This is a genomic window from Lachnoanaerobaculum orale (assembly GCF_003862485.1).
GTDB lineage: Bacteria > Bacillota > Clostridia > Lachnospirales > Lachnospiraceae > Lachnoanaerobaculum > Lachnoanaerobaculum orale.
Window position 1 is genome coordinate 1,115,967 of sequence record NZ_RRCM01000001.1, and the last position, 14,687, is coordinate 1,130,653.

12 protein-coding genes are annotated in these 14,687 nt (G+C 37.8%); 10 read left to right on the top strand and 2 right to left on the bottom strand.

Going from position 1 to position 14,687, the window contains the following annotated elements; all coding sequences use genetic code 11:
- The first annotated feature begins 8 nt into the window (after positions 1-8).
- From EHW90_RS05465 to EHW90_RS05485, 5 genes are read left to right on the top strand one after another with little or no spacing between them, the layout of a single operon-like run.
- Positions 9-1,115, top strand: coding sequence for a GTP-binding protein (locus EHW90_RS05465; RefSeq protein WP_124951852.1), 1,107 nt, complete (start codon positions 9-11; stop codon positions 1,113-1,115).
- 21 nt (positions 1,116-1,136) lie between these two features.
- A complete protein-coding gene (locus tag EHW90_RS05470; protein WP_124951854.1) occupies positions 1,137-2,078 on the top strand; it encodes a TIGR03943 family putative permease subunit in 942 nt (313 codons plus the stop codon).
- A gap of 7 nt (positions 2,079-2,085) precedes the next feature.
- The gene (gene cdd / locus EHW90_RS05475) at positions 2,086-2,499 is read left to right on the top strand and encodes a cytidine deaminase (protein WP_060931248.1); all 414 of its coding nucleotides are present in this window, start codon (positions 2,086-2,088) and stop codon (positions 2,497-2,499) included.
- Positions 2,500-2,519: 20 nt separating this feature from the next.
- Complete coding sequence (locus tag EHW90_RS05480) at positions 2,520-4,289, top strand: SH3 domain-containing protein (RefSeq protein WP_243113919.1); 1,770 nt, start codon at positions 2,520-2,522, stop codon at positions 4,287-4,289.
- Between the two features lie 48 nt (positions 4,290-4,337).
- Entirely contained in the window at positions 4,338-6,200 is a 1,863-nt protein-coding gene (locus EHW90_RS05485; protein WP_243113920.1) for a cadherin-like beta sandwich domain-containing protein, read from the top strand.
- Positions 6,201-6,243: 43 nt separating this feature from the next.
- On the opposite strand, the gene EHW90_RS05490 is transcribed toward EHW90_RS05485, so the two are convergent.
- Positions 6,244-7,713, bottom strand: a complete 1,470-nt coding sequence (locus EHW90_RS05490; RefSeq protein ID WP_124951858.1) for a DUF1846 domain-containing protein — start codon at positions 7,711-7,713, stop codon at positions 6,244-6,246.
- Positions 7,714-7,924: 211 nt separating this feature from the next.
- On the opposite strand from EHW90_RS05490, the gene EHW90_RS05495 reads away from it, so the two are divergent.
- Complete coding sequence (locus EHW90_RS05495) at positions 7,925-8,881, top strand: DUF4300 family protein (protein ID WP_124951860.1); 957 nt, start codon at positions 7,925-7,927, stop codon at positions 8,879-8,881.
- Between the two features lie 131 nt (positions 8,882-9,012).
- A complete protein-coding gene (locus EHW90_RS05500) occupies positions 9,013-9,732 on the top strand; it encodes a DUF6882 domain-containing protein (RefSeq protein ID WP_124951862.1) in 720 nt (239 codons plus the stop codon).
- Positions 9,733-9,763: 31 nt separating this feature from the next.
- Here EHW90_RS05500 and EHW90_RS05505 read toward each other — a convergent pair whose 3' ends face one another.
- Complete coding sequence (locus tag EHW90_RS05505) at positions 9,764-10,783, bottom strand: LacI family DNA-binding transcriptional regulator (RefSeq protein ID WP_124951864.1); 1,020 nt, start codon at positions 10,781-10,783, stop codon at positions 9,764-9,766.
- A 208-nt stretch (positions 10,784-10,991) separates the two neighbouring features.
- Here EHW90_RS05505 and EHW90_RS05510 point away from each other — a divergent pair, with 208 nt between their 5' ends.
- From EHW90_RS05510 to EHW90_RS05520, 3 genes are read left to right on the top strand one after another with little or no spacing between them, the layout of a single operon-like run.
- On the top strand, positions 10,992-12,458 hold the full coding sequence (locus tag EHW90_RS05510) for a glycoside hydrolase family 32 protein (protein WP_124951866.1): 1,467 nt from the start codon (positions 10,992-10,994) through the stop codon (positions 12,456-12,458).
- The gene (locus EHW90_RS05515) at positions 12,451-13,752 is read left to right on the top strand and encodes an ABC transporter substrate-binding protein (RefSeq protein ID WP_124951868.1); all 1,302 of its coding nucleotides are present in this window, start codon (positions 12,451-12,453) and stop codon (positions 13,750-13,752) included. The genes EHW90_RS05510 and EHW90_RS05515 overlap by 8 nt, the downstream gene beginning before the upstream one ends.
- A gap of 58 nt (positions 13,753-13,810) precedes the next feature.
- Entirely contained in the window at positions 13,811-14,680 is an 870-nt protein-coding gene (locus EHW90_RS05520; protein WP_124951870.1) for a carbohydrate ABC transporter permease, read from the top strand.
- Positions 14,681-14,687: the final 7 nt, after the last annotated feature.

A 14,687-nucleotide genomic window follows, 5' to 3' on the forward strand; every position in this document is an offset into this window, starting at 1 on the left:
GAGAAAATATGGCAAATACAAAGATTGATGTTATTTCAGGCTTTCTCGGTGCCGGAAAGACAACATTTATAAAAAGACTTGTAGAAGGTAATAAGGACAAAGGTAAAACAATAATAATAGAGAATGAGTTCGGAGAGATAGGTATTGACGGAGGCTTCTTGAAGAATTCAGGTATTGAAATCAAAGAAATGAACTCAGGCTGTATATGCTGTTCTTTGGCAGGAGATTTTGAAGCTTCTCTAAGAGAACTGCTTGAAAAATATTCACCGAACAGAGTCATAATAGAGCCTAGTGGTGTAGGTAAACTTTCAGATGTTTTAAAGGCTGTATCCGATGTGGAAAAAGATTTACCGGTTGAGTCAAATTCCGCCGTTACCGTAGTAGATGTAAAGAAATGCAAAATGTATATGAAGAACTTCGGTGAGTTCTTTAATAATCAGATTCAGTTTGCAAATACAATAATACTTTCAAGAACAGACCTTGCAGATGATAAAAAGATTGAAGAGGCGGTTGCACTTATAAAGGGTGTAAACCCTGAGGCGACTATTGTTACAACTCCGCTTGATAAGTTGAGTGATGAAAAGATAGAGGAGATGTTGTCAAAACCTATAGATTTAAAGAGTGAGCTGTTGGAGGAGTTGGCAAAGGAACACGAGCACCATCACCATCATCACGACCATGACGAACACTGTGAACATGAACACCATCACGATCATGATGAACACTGCGAACATGAACACCACCACGACCATGATGAACACTGTGAGCATGAGCATCACCACGACCATCACGACCACTGCGGATGCGGACATGACCACCATGACCATCATCATGCAGACGATGTATTTGACAGTTGGGGTATGGAACAGGTACCTGCAATCAGTGAAGACAAGTTAAAGAGTATCTTAGACGGATTTGCCGATGAAGAAAAGTATGGTGTTGTACTTAGAGCAAAAGGTATGATAAAGGATGCAAACAGTGACGACTGGTTCTACTTCGATTTGGTTCCGGGAGAGAACGATATAAGAAGAGGAGATGCCGAATACACAGGTAAGGTATGTGTTATCGGTGCCGGATTAAAGAGTGAAGAGCTGAAGAAGTGTTTTAGAGCATAGTGCTTGTTGAATGGAGATATTATGGAACAATTACCTGTTTTTGTCATCAACGGCTTTTTGGAGGCGGGAAAGACACAATTTATGAAATTCACAATGCAACAGGAGTATTTCAGAACTGACGGAAATACTCTTTTGATTGTTTGTGAAGAGGGCGAGGAAGAGTATGATGAAGGGTTGCTTGAATCCACTCATACCACTGCAAAATATATAGATGATATAAACGACTTAACTTTGCAAAAGATGGAGGAGCTTACAAAAGAAGTAAATCCTGAGAGAATACTTATAGAGTGGAACGGGCTTTGGGAGCAGGATAAGCTTGAAATACCGAATATCTGGTTTATCAATCAGATGATTACCATATTTGACACATCCACACTTGATCTTTATATCAAGAACAAGGACTTGAAAGCATATATGGGTAAAATGTTAAGAAATTCGGAACTTGTCATCTGCAACAGGGCTGATGATATTGATGAGGATACACTGAGTGCATACCATCTTCAGATAAAGGCTATGGCTCCTAATGCCGAGATTATATTTGAAGGTGAAGAGGGTGAGATAACCGGAGATTTCAGCATAAACTTACCGTATGACCTTGATGATGCAAAACTTGTCATAAAGCCTGAAGATTACGGTGTTTTCTATGTTGATACTATGGACAGACCGGAAAAGTATGACAGCAAAGAAGTGGAGTTTACGGCACAGGTTGTCAGACCGAACGGAATAGGTGATGATATACTTATAACCGGAAGAAGAGCGATGACTTGCTGTGAAGCGGATATCCAGTTTTTAGGTTTTGTATGCAAATATAAAGGCGCAAAGAACTTTAAAAATAAGGACTGGGTTAAGGTAAAGGGTAAAATCAAGTTCGAGATGAATAAACAGTATCGTGCAAAAGGACCTGTAATATATGCAACTGAGGTATTGCTTACAGGACCGATAGACGGTTTGGTTCAATTTTAGGAGGATTATGTCGGATTTAGAATTGCTGAATGAGGCAAAGAAGGCCGGAAAGATGGCATATGTTCCTTATTCAAAGTTTAAAGTAGGGGCCGCACTTTTGACAAAGTCGGGGAAAGTAATACATGGCTGCAACATTGAAAACGCCGCCTATACACCTTGCAATTGTGCGGAAAGGACCGCTTTTTTTAAGGCAATATCGGAAGGAATATATGATTTTTGTAAGATAGCCGTTGTCGGAGGATTTGAAGAAACAGATTTCGACAATATGTGTACTCCATGTGGAGTATGCAGACAGGTGATGCAGGAGTTTTGCAATCCGAAAGAGTTTGAGATTATAATGGCTGACGGTGCAAATATAAGAAGTATGAAATTGGAAGAACTGTTGCCGTTTGGATTTGGACCTGATAATCTGAATAAATAAAAATGATATAGGATGGTTTAATGAAAAAAACATTTTTAAATAAATTTATATTGGTTACTACATTGGGTGCAATACTTGTTACAGGTGCCGGAAGAAACTTGTTTATAAAAGAAATCAATGCCTTTACAACTAAAAAGGGATATGTAGATGTAAGTAACTTAAATGTCAGATCAAAAGCCGGCACCGGAAACAATACGGTTGCAACATTGCAAAGAAACACATCAGTCACTGTACTTGATGAGGTAAACAGTGACGGAATGTATTGGTACAAGATTTCATTTAATATAGGCTCGGGAGATAAGGAAGGATATGTAGCAAAGAGCTATATAAGAACCGAGGCTACAACAAGTTATAAAACAGATGCAAATTTCGAGTCTTCAATTGCAGGTTTCCCTGAGAGCTATAAGAACAGACTCAGGGCATTACATGCCGAATACCCAAACTGGAAGTTTGTTGTACAGAATGTAGATATCCCGTGGGATGAAGTAATAAAAAATGAATCAAAAGTCGGTTTGAACCTGGTGTCAAAAGAAGCAAAGCCGTCTTGGAAATCAATGGAAAAAGGTGCATATAATTCGCAAAGCGGAACCTGGATAGGATATGATTCGGATAAGTGGGTATCTGCAAGTGAAGGGATTATAAGATACTACATGGACCCCAGAAATTTCCTTGATTCCACAAATATATTTCAGTTTTTAAATCACGGTTATTCTACAGGTGAGCAGACTGAAGAGGGTATTGAAAAGATGCTTAAAGGCACCTTTATGGAAAGTAAGTCAAGTAAAAAGACTGTCACTCAAACAAGTGCGGCTGCAACAAAGGCCACAGAAAAAAGTACTACAGAGGCTACGACAGCTGATAAAAGCGGTGAGACTTCCGCCGCAAAATCGGTTAAAGAGAGCAAAGGCGGTGTTGACTATTCAAGTGCAAAGGCACCGGATGAGAGCACAAGTGCCGGGGAATATGTGAAGGTGGACGGTCCGATTGCAAACCCTAATGAAAGTGCACAGCTTGTGGGACCCATGGAAGAGCATGAATCAAGTGTGGATTCTCCTGCTAAAGAAAGCGGCTCTATCGGTGAAAGTGATAAAGGTCCGGGATATACGGAGCCTGCGACTACAACGGCTTATGTTCCGACAACAGAGTTTTCAGATCCCGAGCACGGGCCGGGTGTGGTGAACGGTGATGCTATAAAAGAGAGTATCAGTTCATCGGACAGTATTTATGCATCAAGTGCGGCGACTGCAGAGACTGAAGATCTGAATGCGCTCTCAAACGGAACAACTTATGTAGATATGATTATGGATGCCGCAAAGACATCGGGTGTTAATCCGTATGTGCTTTCAGCTATGCTTATACAGGAACAGGGTTATAAAGGAACTTCAGGGCTCATAAGCGGAGCCGGGGGTATATATAATTTCTTCAATATAGAAGCGTATCAGTCGGGAAATCAGTCGGCTACGGAGAGGGGACTTGCTTGGGCAGGAAGCGGAGATACATACCTCAGACCGTGGAATACAAAGGCTAAAGCTATAATAGGAGGTGCTTTGTACTACGGTACCAATTATGCAAAGGCGGGACAGAACTCATTCTACCTTAAGAAGTTCAATGTACTTGGAGATAACAGGTACAAACATCAGTATATGACCAATATAGAGGGTGCAAAGAATGAGGGTGCTATGCTGGCGAGAGCATACTCTGAAGAAGATAAGAACGGAGTATTTACATTCTACATACCTGTGTACAGGGATATGCCGGATATACCGGCTGCGATGCCTGACGGTAACTAAATATAAAGAGAGGAAAGTAATACTGTATTTACATAGTTTTATGCAGTAATGTCAGAGAATAAGATGAAGTATTTAAAAAATTCTAATGTAAATGTCATCATACCTTCTTTTTTACTTGCCCTAATATTTTCAATAGTATTGACTTTTAATGCTTTTGCGATGGGTATCAGTATAAGCTTTGCAGATGTTAATGCATCAGTGGGTGATGAAGTAAATTTGGTGATGACACTTTCGTCAAGTGACGGAAATATAGACAGTGCAACTGTGATGTTAAGCTATGATGACAGTGTACTTGATTTTGTAGGAGGAACCAATGCACAGGGAGGTGCCGGAAGCATAAAGGTAACATCAAATACCGGAACCAATTCAAGCAGTCAAAACTATTCTTTAAAGTTTAAGGCTAAAGCTGCCAAAGATACTACAGTAGTGGTAAGTTCATGGGAAGTATATGATACCAACGCAAAGATGGCTACAATGCAGTCACAGGGCAGCGGTAAGATAAAAATAAAGGAGGCTGAGGCCGCTCCGAGTACAACTGTCGAGAGTACGGCGGAAAAGAGCAAGGAAGAGTCTACTACTGCGGCGGCAGATAAAAAAGACGCTTCACTTTCATCTTTGAAGGTCAGCCCGGGAAAACTTAATCCTGATTTTAAGAGTAATGTGAAAAATTACGACATGAATGTTGCCGGAAATATTTCAAATATTGCGGTAAGTGCAAAGCCTAGGCAGGACGGTTCAAAGGTTGTTATTACCGGAAATGATAATCTCGTGGTAGGTGTCAATGCGGTAGCCGTAAAGGTAACATCACCTGACGGGTCTGTAGTGGAAAGTTACATAATAAATGTAAAGAAAAGTGAGATGAAAAAGACTCAGGAAGAGTCTACTACTGCCGGAGAGAGTGTTGTTGCCGAGAGTGAAGGCGAAAGTGAAGAGTCGATGGATATTGTTTCTACAGCCAACGGTCTCACAATCGGAGGAATAGATTATCAGGTATCCGACTCATTTGATAAGAATATTTTGCCTGAAGGTTTTGAGGAATCTACATTTACATATAAGGGCAGAGAAGTCAAAGCCGGTAAGATGAAGAATCAGGATGTATACATCTTATATCTTGTAGGTAATGACGGTTCGGGAGATTTTTATATCTATGACGATGCTTCAGATAAATGGTCTGTATACACTCAGATAGATACCAATGCAAAGAGCATCACGGTAATGCCTCTTGATAAGGGTGTGGAAGTACCTAAGGGATTTATTGAGAGTATATTGGTAATAAACGGTAAGAAAATTCGCGGTTGGATATGGGGCAGTGACAATGAAAAGAGATACTGTGTAGTATATGCTATGAATTCCGACGGTAGAAAAGATTTCTACAGATATGATATGGAAGAAGGTACCATACAAAGATATTTTGTAGATCCTAATGCGGATACCGGAGTGTCAAAGGCTGAATATGATGTACTTGAAAAGAAGTACGAGAGAAGCAATGAATGGCTCAGAAATGTAGTAGCTTTGGCAATTATATTGGCTGTATTTGTAATAATACTGCTTATTTCAAAAGCTTCAAATAAAAAGAAAGCCAAGAAGGTAAGTAAGAAGGTTACAAAAAAGAAGAATAAGAGTAATATAACAAAGAATGTAGATCTTATTTCCGACAAAGACCAGGATGATGAGGCTCCTCTTGAATATATGCCTCTGGGACAGAAAAAGGAAGAGGTAAAAGAGGCGAAGGAGAGTCAACCGGATACAGATGACGGATTTGCTGAAGTGGATATATCTGACGGAACGGATGAATCACCTGATACAAAGGATGAACAAAAAGAAGAAATAAAATTTGAACAAAATGATAAAGAGTCAAATGAAGAACAAAAGAAAAAAGATTCGGACGACTTTGAAGATGTAGATGTTTAAAAACACGGCTGTTGCTTTTTGCAACAGCCAATTTTTGTATCTTTTATTTTTTGTTTCCGTATTTTGCTTCTGTGGTAAGACCTATACCAAGCTTACTTATAGTTTTCATATCAATATCGGAAAGCATTACACTTGAATGCATCTGAAGTCCTTTTAACTTTGGAATGGCATGCAGAGCTTTTCTTGCATTTTCATCAGTTGCGGCGGATATTGACAGAGCAATAAGAGCTTCGTCTATATGAAGTCTTGGGTTGGAGCCGCCAAGATAAGTGGTTTTCAACTCTTGAACAGGTGCTATAACAGTCGGTGAAATAAGCTTGATTTCATCGTCAACTCCGCTGAGAGCTTTAAGTACATTAAGGATAAGAGCGGCGCTTGCACCGAGAAGCTCGGATGTCTTACCTGTGATAAGTTCGCCGCTTTCAAGTTCCATTGCGGCTGCGGGAAGTTGTGTTGTCTCAGCTTTCAAAAGTGCAGCGGATACGACCCTTCTGTCGTCAATGCTTGTCTTTGCCTGCTGCATGATAAGTTCAAGCTTATAAACTTCACCGGCTTTACATTCACCCTTGGCAAATCTGCAAAGTGAATTATAATATCTTCTGATGATTTCCTGCTTACTTGCTTCTCTGCATACCTCGTCGTCTATAATACAGTTTCCAGCCATATTTACGCCCATATCTGTAGGTGATTTGTATGGGCACTCACCGAATATTCCCTCAAAGATAGCCATAAGTACAGGATAGATTTCAATATCTCTGTTATAATTTACTGTGGTTTTTCCGTATGCTTCAAGATGGAACGGGTCAATCATGTTCACATCATTTAAGTCGGCGGTTGCAGCCTCATATGCAAGGTTTACAGGATGCTTTAGCGGAAGATTCCATATCGGGAAGGTCTCAAATTTTGCATATCCCGCTTTAACTCCTCTTTTATTTTCATGGTAAAGCTGTGAAAGACAGGTTGCCATTTTCCCTGAACCGGGACCAGGAGCTGTAACTATTACAAGCGGTCTGGATGTAATTATGTAGTCATTTTTACCGTAGCCTTCTTCACTGACTATATGTGATACATTGCTTGGATATCCGTCTATCAAATAAAGTCTGTAAACTTTTATACCGAGGTTTTCAAGTCTTTCTTTAAATGTATCCGCACTCTTTTGTCCTGAGTATTGTGTAATGCAAACACTTCCTACGAAGAGTCCTTTACCGCGGAATGCGTCTATAAGTCTTAAAACGTCCGCGTCATAGGTGATACCGTGGTCCTCACGAATCTTGTTCTTTTCTATATCAATTGCAGATATTGAAATGATAATTTCAGCCTGGTCCTTCAGCTGAAGAAGCATTCTAAGTTTTGAATCAGGCTCAAAACCCGGAAGTACTCTGGATGCGTGGTAATCATCAAAAAGCTTTCCTCCAAACTCCAGGTAGAGTTTGTCACCGAAACTTGCAATTCTTTCCTTGATATGCTCTGACTGTGTCTTCAAATACATTTGATTGTCAAAACCAACCTTCATAATATGCCTTCCTTTGTAAAACTGAATTATAAAAATCAAAGACACATTATAGCACTTTTCAATATAAGATAAAAGGGAGAAAATAGATTTTCTTATATAGTAAGTAATAAATTTTTATCTAAATTTTAAAGAATAAATCTAAAAACATATATATTTTTAATACGGCGAAAGTGATATACTAAGGCGACTAAGAAAGAAAGCAGGTTAGCATATGAAAAAGCAACTTTTAGTAACTGCAATCGGATTGGCGATTGTTTTGGGAGCATGTTCAAATAAGGCAAATAATGCAGGTACGGTAGGAGAAAGCACTACGGTGGCTACAGAGAATACGACTGTAGATAATACCGATACTACAGAAACAAGTATGGCTCTAAGTAAGGCAAAGATTCATCTTAATTATTCAAATTTGGCAGATAATGAAACAAGAGACAGAGTAAAAAAGGCGCTGGCAAATGCAGGTTTGAGTGAGGATAAGATAAATAAGTTTTTTGAGGCTGTAGACGAGTACAATAATGCCGTAGGAAGTAAAAATCTTGTACAGGAGATGACAAGTATTGAGGCTGCATTCCCTACATTTGATCAAGATAAACTAATAGATGCATGGCTTAATAATAATCAAGGCTTTGTAGGCAGAAACTGTAGGATAACATCATATTCTTTGATGGGAGATTTTATTAAGGTAGGAAATAAAACTCCGGGTGATACCACTATGTTATTCAATGATTTTGCCGCAATAGATGCAAAAAAGATATTTGAGGGTGAGGACAAAGAAAAGTTTGATACGATATTCTCATATATAGATGTAAACAATACACATGATACAAATGAACTTGCCGATGAGATAGTGAAGTCATGGAATGATAAGCAGATTTCATTTGACAATGACAAGATGCATATGATTTCAGTATTTATGACTATGGATGACGGCAAGAATGCGGTTCAGGAATTTATAGGACATACAGGCGTTTTGGTAAATGACGGAGATAAATATCTGTTTATTGAAAAACTTGCATTTGAATTACCGTATCAGGTAGATGAGTTTGACAATCTGCAGGATGTTAATGACTATTTGATGGGATATTATGACAACGATGCAGAGGGGCTTACCGCAAAGCCTATTATATTTGAAGACAATCATGTAATGAAAGAGTACAGAGTGTTAAAATAATGCTTGCATTTATTAAACTATTTTGGTTAAATAATAGCATGGTCAGAAGTTGATTATCGGTATTTACTATGGATTGGAACAATATCGGTGTTCTTATGTTTTGACCGAAATATTATTATTATAGAGGTGTTATGGCTGAGAGAATAAATATATTAAAAACAGACTATGAAATGGATCGCACCGACTGGACACAGGTCGTATCTGCAGTCTTTGGAGGTATGCTTCGTGTACAGGATATGATCGAGATGTATGTAGCAAAGGGACAGGGCTGGAATGTTGATTTTGCCACACATAAAATAAAAATCGGTAACAGCACATATCCGATTCAATTCATAGGAAGTGAGTCTATACAGTCAAATGATTGGCTATGGGGCTGGAAGAATATAAACGGTTTTGATGACAGTCTGCTTGAGCTTGTGGATGAGGCAAGGGCTTTTGGAGAGAAAGTGGGATTTGAGGCTTTAACAACTCCGAATCTGCCGCTTACACAGAGTGTTACAGGATATATTCTTTCTATGATTGCCTGCGGTATAAGTGATGAGAACTACGGATACTATCCATGTAAACATTCAGGCGGAGTTGCCTTTGTAGCACTGTATGATTTGCCTGAAAAGTTCTTTGCACCTGTATCCTCTACAGGATTTATCAGTAATATAATGAAGGCGATAAGTCTGTATGAGCTTGATCATAAGATATTGGTTGAGGGATTTTTGGCATGGAACGGCTGTGACTACCACTGGGAAGACAACAATATCTATGCGACTTTCGAGAACAAAGAACAGTTACTTATAAGATTTGAGAATATAGGTGACAAAAAGAGAATAAAGAATATCGACGGAATAACAGGATAAAAATGGGACCTCTTAAAAAGAGGTCCTGTTTTTATAGATGTTTTACGCTTTGTCTTCGAAGGAGTTGATAAGGCAGTTTGAATGCATTTTCGGTAAATGAAGGAGAAGCGAAATATTCAAGCAATATTTGAGCAGCTTTTATACCCGTATCAAATGTTGCATGTCTTATAGTAGTAAGGGACGGTCTTATTGCTGTTGCAAGATTGCTGTCGTCAACACCTGTTACGGATATATGTTCAGGTACCTGTATATTATTATCATACATAAAGTCTATAGCACCGACGGCTATATTGTCACAGGCACAGAGTACAGCTGTAGGAAGTATAGATGATTTTTCGTATATTTGATGCATACCTTCATATCCGTCAGCAATTGTAAAAGATTCCTGAAAGCTGATTAAATCTTGTGATGTATTCAGTGAGCACTCCCTGAGGCCTTTCATATAGCCTTGATATCGTTTCTTTCCGGCGGATAGGTCATGTAACGGTCCACCTATAAAAGCTATATTTCTATGTCCCATATTATAAAGAAAATGGACCATATCACAAATCGCCTGTTGATTGTCCATGTTTACAGAACTTATAGGTATCTTTAAGCTAAAATCAGGAATATCTTGACAAACATATACTATAGGCTTGTTATTTCTATGTATCCAGAGCAGATGTTCTTCAGGTATATGAACATTAGCCATTATTATCCCCTCAACCTGTTTGTTCTTTAATACATCTAAAAAATGGATTTCTTTATCCAACTCACCGTTTGTTTCACATATTACGGTGTTGTAGCCAAGAGGAGTCAGTACACTGTTTATACCTTGTAAAATTCTTCCAAATACATTATTTGATATATCCGGAAATAAAACTCCTATCAGTTTATTTGATTTTTTTCTATCTTTTTTCTCAGAAGCGGTTGGTGAATATCCCAATTCAGCTATTACCTTCATTACTTTATTCCTGGTGGCAGGTGATACCGAACTACTCTGATTTATCACTCTGGAGATAGTTGAGATAGAAACACCGGCCGCCTTCGCAACATCATTTATATTGACCATATTTCCCCCTTATGAAAATAAAAATGAAAATCAAATCATAATAATGAAAAACTATGAAAACAATAGCATATTTGCATAGAAAATGCAAGAAAACACACACTTGCATAATCATTTATAAAAACTTTGGGGCATTTGCTAATATCATATTCTTTTTAAATAGTATAGTATATGAGCATAAATAAAGAAAAAATATGGAATGAGGTTGAAGATGGGGCAGATTTTCTACAGACCGAAGGACGGTTGGGTAGGTGACACTATACCTTTTGCATATGACGGTAAATTTTACATATTTTATCTTCATGATGAGCGAAAAGGAAAAACACAGGATGAGTATGGTTACCGAACAAGTTGGAACCTTTTGATTACAGAGGATGGAGTAAATATAAAAGATTGCGGCATTGTACTGCCGGTAGGTGAATATGAAGATGCCGACTATGCTTGTTATACAGGCTCTGTAATAGAAGGAAATGACGGTAAATTTCATATGTTTTATACGGCACAAAATAATTATAATCCTAAATATCATAGAGACGGTAGACCTTTACAATATGTTGCTCATGCTGTCAGTGAAGATCTTATGCATTGGGAGAAGCTTCCGGAGCTTACTTTCGGTGCGGATGAGTCTATATATGAGCCGTTTGATTGGCGTGATCCGTATGTTTTTTTCAATGAAGAAGAAAAATGTTTTGATATGTTATTGGCAGCAAGGTTAAAAGGAGCAAGTGAAAAGAACGGAGGATGTGTCGGACTGTGTAGATCTTATGATTTGGTTAATTGGAAAGCAATGAGTCCGTTTTATAATCCTAAGTCTTATATGACACATGAATGTCCTGATTTATTTAAGATGGGGAATAAGTGGTATTTAATATATTCCACATTTTCAGAAAAATTTGTAACTCACTACAGAATGGCGGACAGTTTGAAAGGTCCATGGGTCGCACCGATAGAAGATACATTTGACGGAAGAGCTTTCTATGCTGCAAAGACTGCAAAGGCAGGAGAAAAAAGGGTAGCTTTTGCATGGGTTCCGACCAAACGTGGTGACAGTGATTTTGGACAATATGAGTGGGGCGGTGATTTTATTGCGCATGAAATAAATCAAAAAGAAAACGGAAATTTATGTGTAAAGCCTGTATCAGGAATATTTAATGTATTTGGTAATGAAATGAAATCGGCAGATATAAGTCCGATAGAAATACAAAATAATGAAGGAGAATCGTTTTATGTAATTGGTGAGATGAATAGTACTTGTATGATAGAGGCTAAGATAGAGTATGGCAGTAATACAAGGTCATTTGGTATAGGGTTAAGGCAGGATAACAGTTTTTCAAATGGTTACTATTTAAGATTTGAGCCGTTCTATAATAGGGTTGTTGCCGATATGTGGCCAAGGTGTATACAAGGAGTGAATCAGTGGTATGTTGACGGCGATAAGCCGTTTATGGTTGAACTTGAAAGACCTTTTGATTATAGAAGTTTGGAGAATAATAAGGTAGACATAAGAGTTATAGCGGATGATACAATACTTTGTCTTTATGTAAATGACATTATGGCTTTGACGATGAGAGCCTACAATAATGAAAGGCCTTTTTGGGGATTTTTTGTAAATGACGGAAGTATAAAAGTATCGGATATTTGTATGTATTATATTTGTAAAGGGGAAAATTATGTATAGGAAAATAGGAGTAATAGGGCTTATAGTCAGCATGGTATTGATTGGTTGTGGAACAAAGTCACAAAGTACACAAAGTTCATCGCAAGCGGAAGGTAAAGACGGTGGGGCAAGAGAAATCCACTATTTTTCATCAAGATCTGCGTCAGATGATACAATAGTGACATTACAGGAAATTACCGATAAATATAATGAGCAAGGCGGAAATATTAAGCTTGTCATTGACAGTAATGCAGACAGAACATCATATGACCAAAAGCTTCGTACTATGATTGCCGGAGGACAGATGCCTGATATGTTTGACTTGGATGCAACACCATATGCCGCTGAGCTGGGAGAAAAGGGTATGCTGACAGATATGGATGCATTTTTAGATGAGATAGGTGAAAAGGACAGTTATATTCCTTTGGCACTTAATTACGGAAGGACTGCTGACGGTAAATTATATACTTTACCGCTTGAGCTTTCTACAGAGATGATTTGGTACAATGTCGATATGTTTAAAGATGCGGGAATTGAGGCTCCAAAGACATTGGATGAACTTTTGGAGGATTGTAAGGCATTAAATGATAAAGGATATACAGCTTTCGGAATAGGTGGAGGAGACGGTTGGCCTTTACTTCGTCTTCTTGCAACATATCCGTTCAGAATGACAGGTAATGATTTCTTAAATGACCTTTCCACAGGGAAGGCAAAGATGTCTGATGAACCCGGAATGAAAGCGGCCGAGTTTATGTCTAATATCGGAAAATATTTTCAACCCGGATTTTCCACTACAGATGTAGCTACAGGCTTGAATTTATTTCTAAGCGGAAAAAGTGCTATGTATCCTACAGGAACATGGGAATTAAATTATTTTACAGATAAGAACAGACCTGAAGGACTGAACGTGGATTATTTTTATATGCCGACAATAAAAGATGCAAAAACAAGTACTAATGATTATTGGGCATTCGGCGGAATAGGATTATCTGTAAATCCTAAAGTTTTTGATGAACAATATAAAGATTATTTGACATTTATAGTAAAAAATTATAGTCCTGCATACTTTGCACACGAACATCTGGCACCGCAAAAAGTGGAGATGAGTGACAACAGTAAATTTGATCCGCTTTTCTTAAAAATAATGGAGGATACAAACAATATAGGTACTACAGCTGCAAGACCTTGGGATGTTGTATTGAATGAGGACGTTATAGCAACGATTAATGATAATCTCCCGGGATTATGTATGGATGAGGAAACACCTGATGAATTTGTAAAGGCTGTGGATGAGGCATTGGATGCAAATAAATAAAAGTATTTTATTGGGGCAAGTCTTTGCCCCATATATTAAATTATTGGAGAATTGATTTATGAAAATTTTAAGAGATAAAAAGGCAATTGCTATTTTTCTATTGCCGGCTTTCATTGTGTATTCTCTTATCGTTATGGTCCCTATAATAGTTTCAATTTATTATAGTTTACTCGATTGGAACGGAATTGGAAAAAAGACTTTTATAGGACTTAATAATTACATAAAACTGATTGGTGACAATGTTTTTAAACAGGCATTTGTTAATAATATACTTTATATTATTATTGTTATGGTATTGCAGTTGGGATTTGGGTTTACAATTGCAGTATTGTTAACATATTTAAAAAAGGGAAGAGGATTTATACAGACGGTATACTATATTCCTTCAGTAATAACGGTTATTGCTATATCACAATTATTTACCGGATTTTATTCATATGAGCCGATGGGGCTGTTTAATATATTTAGAAAGTTATTAGGATTAAAACCTATAGCATTTCTCAGTGAGTACAAAACTGTATTATGGGCTGTAGCATCTGTAGAAGGATGGCAGTATATCGGAATTTATATGATTATTTTTTATTCAGCTCTTGTATCTGTTTCACCTGATATACTTGAGGCGGCAAGAATAGATGGAGCAAGTGAATTGCAAATTTTATTTAATATAAGAATACCGGCAATTTCAAATGTAATTATGCTGTCTTGTATACTTAGTTTGGTAGGGGCACTTAGGGGATTTGCAGCTCCAATGAATATGACAAAGGGTGGACCGAATCATAGATCTGAAATACTTGCAACATATATGTATAAAAAAGCTTTTACAAGTAGAGACTATGGATATGGAAGTGCAATAGCGGTTGTTATTGTCATACTTAGTATTATCGGTGTATTGCTGATAAGTAAATATATGGATAATGAAAGCGAGTAGGTGAACA

Bases quoted from the DNA above. Each gene is read 5' to 3' on its own strand.
- EHW90_RS05465 (WP_124951852.1), top strand. From the start codon at position 9: ATGGCAAATACAAAGATTGATGTTATTTCAGGCTTTCTCGGTGCCGGA.
- EHW90_RS05470 (WP_124951854.1), top strand. From the start codon at position 1,137: ATGGAACAATTACCTGTTTTTGTCATCAACGGCTTTTTGGAGGCGGGA.
- cdd (WP_060931248.1), top strand. From the start codon at position 2,086: ATGTCGGATTTAGAATTGCTGAATGAGGCAAAGAAGGCCGGAAAGATG.
- EHW90_RS05480 (WP_243113919.1), top strand. From the start codon at position 2,520: ATGAAAAAAACATTTTTAAATAAATTTATATTGGTTACTACATTGGGT.
- EHW90_RS05485 (WP_243113920.1), top strand. From the start codon at position 4,338: ATGTCAGAGAATAAGATGAAGTATTTAAAAAATTCTAATGTAAATGTC.
- EHW90_RS05490 (WP_124951858.1), bottom strand. From the start codon at position 7,713: ATGAAGGTTGGTTTTGACAATCAAATGTATTTGAAGACACAGTCAGAG.
- EHW90_RS05495 (WP_124951860.1), top strand. From the start codon at position 7,925: ATGAAAAAGCAACTTTTAGTAACTGCAATCGGATTGGCGATTGTTTTG.
- EHW90_RS05500 (WP_124951862.1), top strand. From the start codon at position 9,013: ATGGCTGAGAGAATAAATATATTAAAAACAGACTATGAAATGGATCGC.
- EHW90_RS05505 (WP_124951864.1), bottom strand. From the start codon at position 10,783: ATGGTCAATATAAATGATGTTGCGAAGGCGGCCGGTGTTTCTATCTCA.
- EHW90_RS05510 (WP_124951866.1), top strand. From the start codon at position 10,992: ATGGGGCAGATTTTCTACAGACCGAAGGACGGTTGGGTAGGTGACACT.
- EHW90_RS05515 (WP_124951868.1), top strand. From the start codon at position 12,451: ATGTATAGGAAAATAGGAGTAATAGGGCTTATAGTCAGCATGGTATTG.
- EHW90_RS05520 (WP_124951870.1), top strand. From the start codon at position 13,811: ATGAAAATTTTAAGAGATAAAAAGGCAATTGCTATTTTTCTATTGCCG.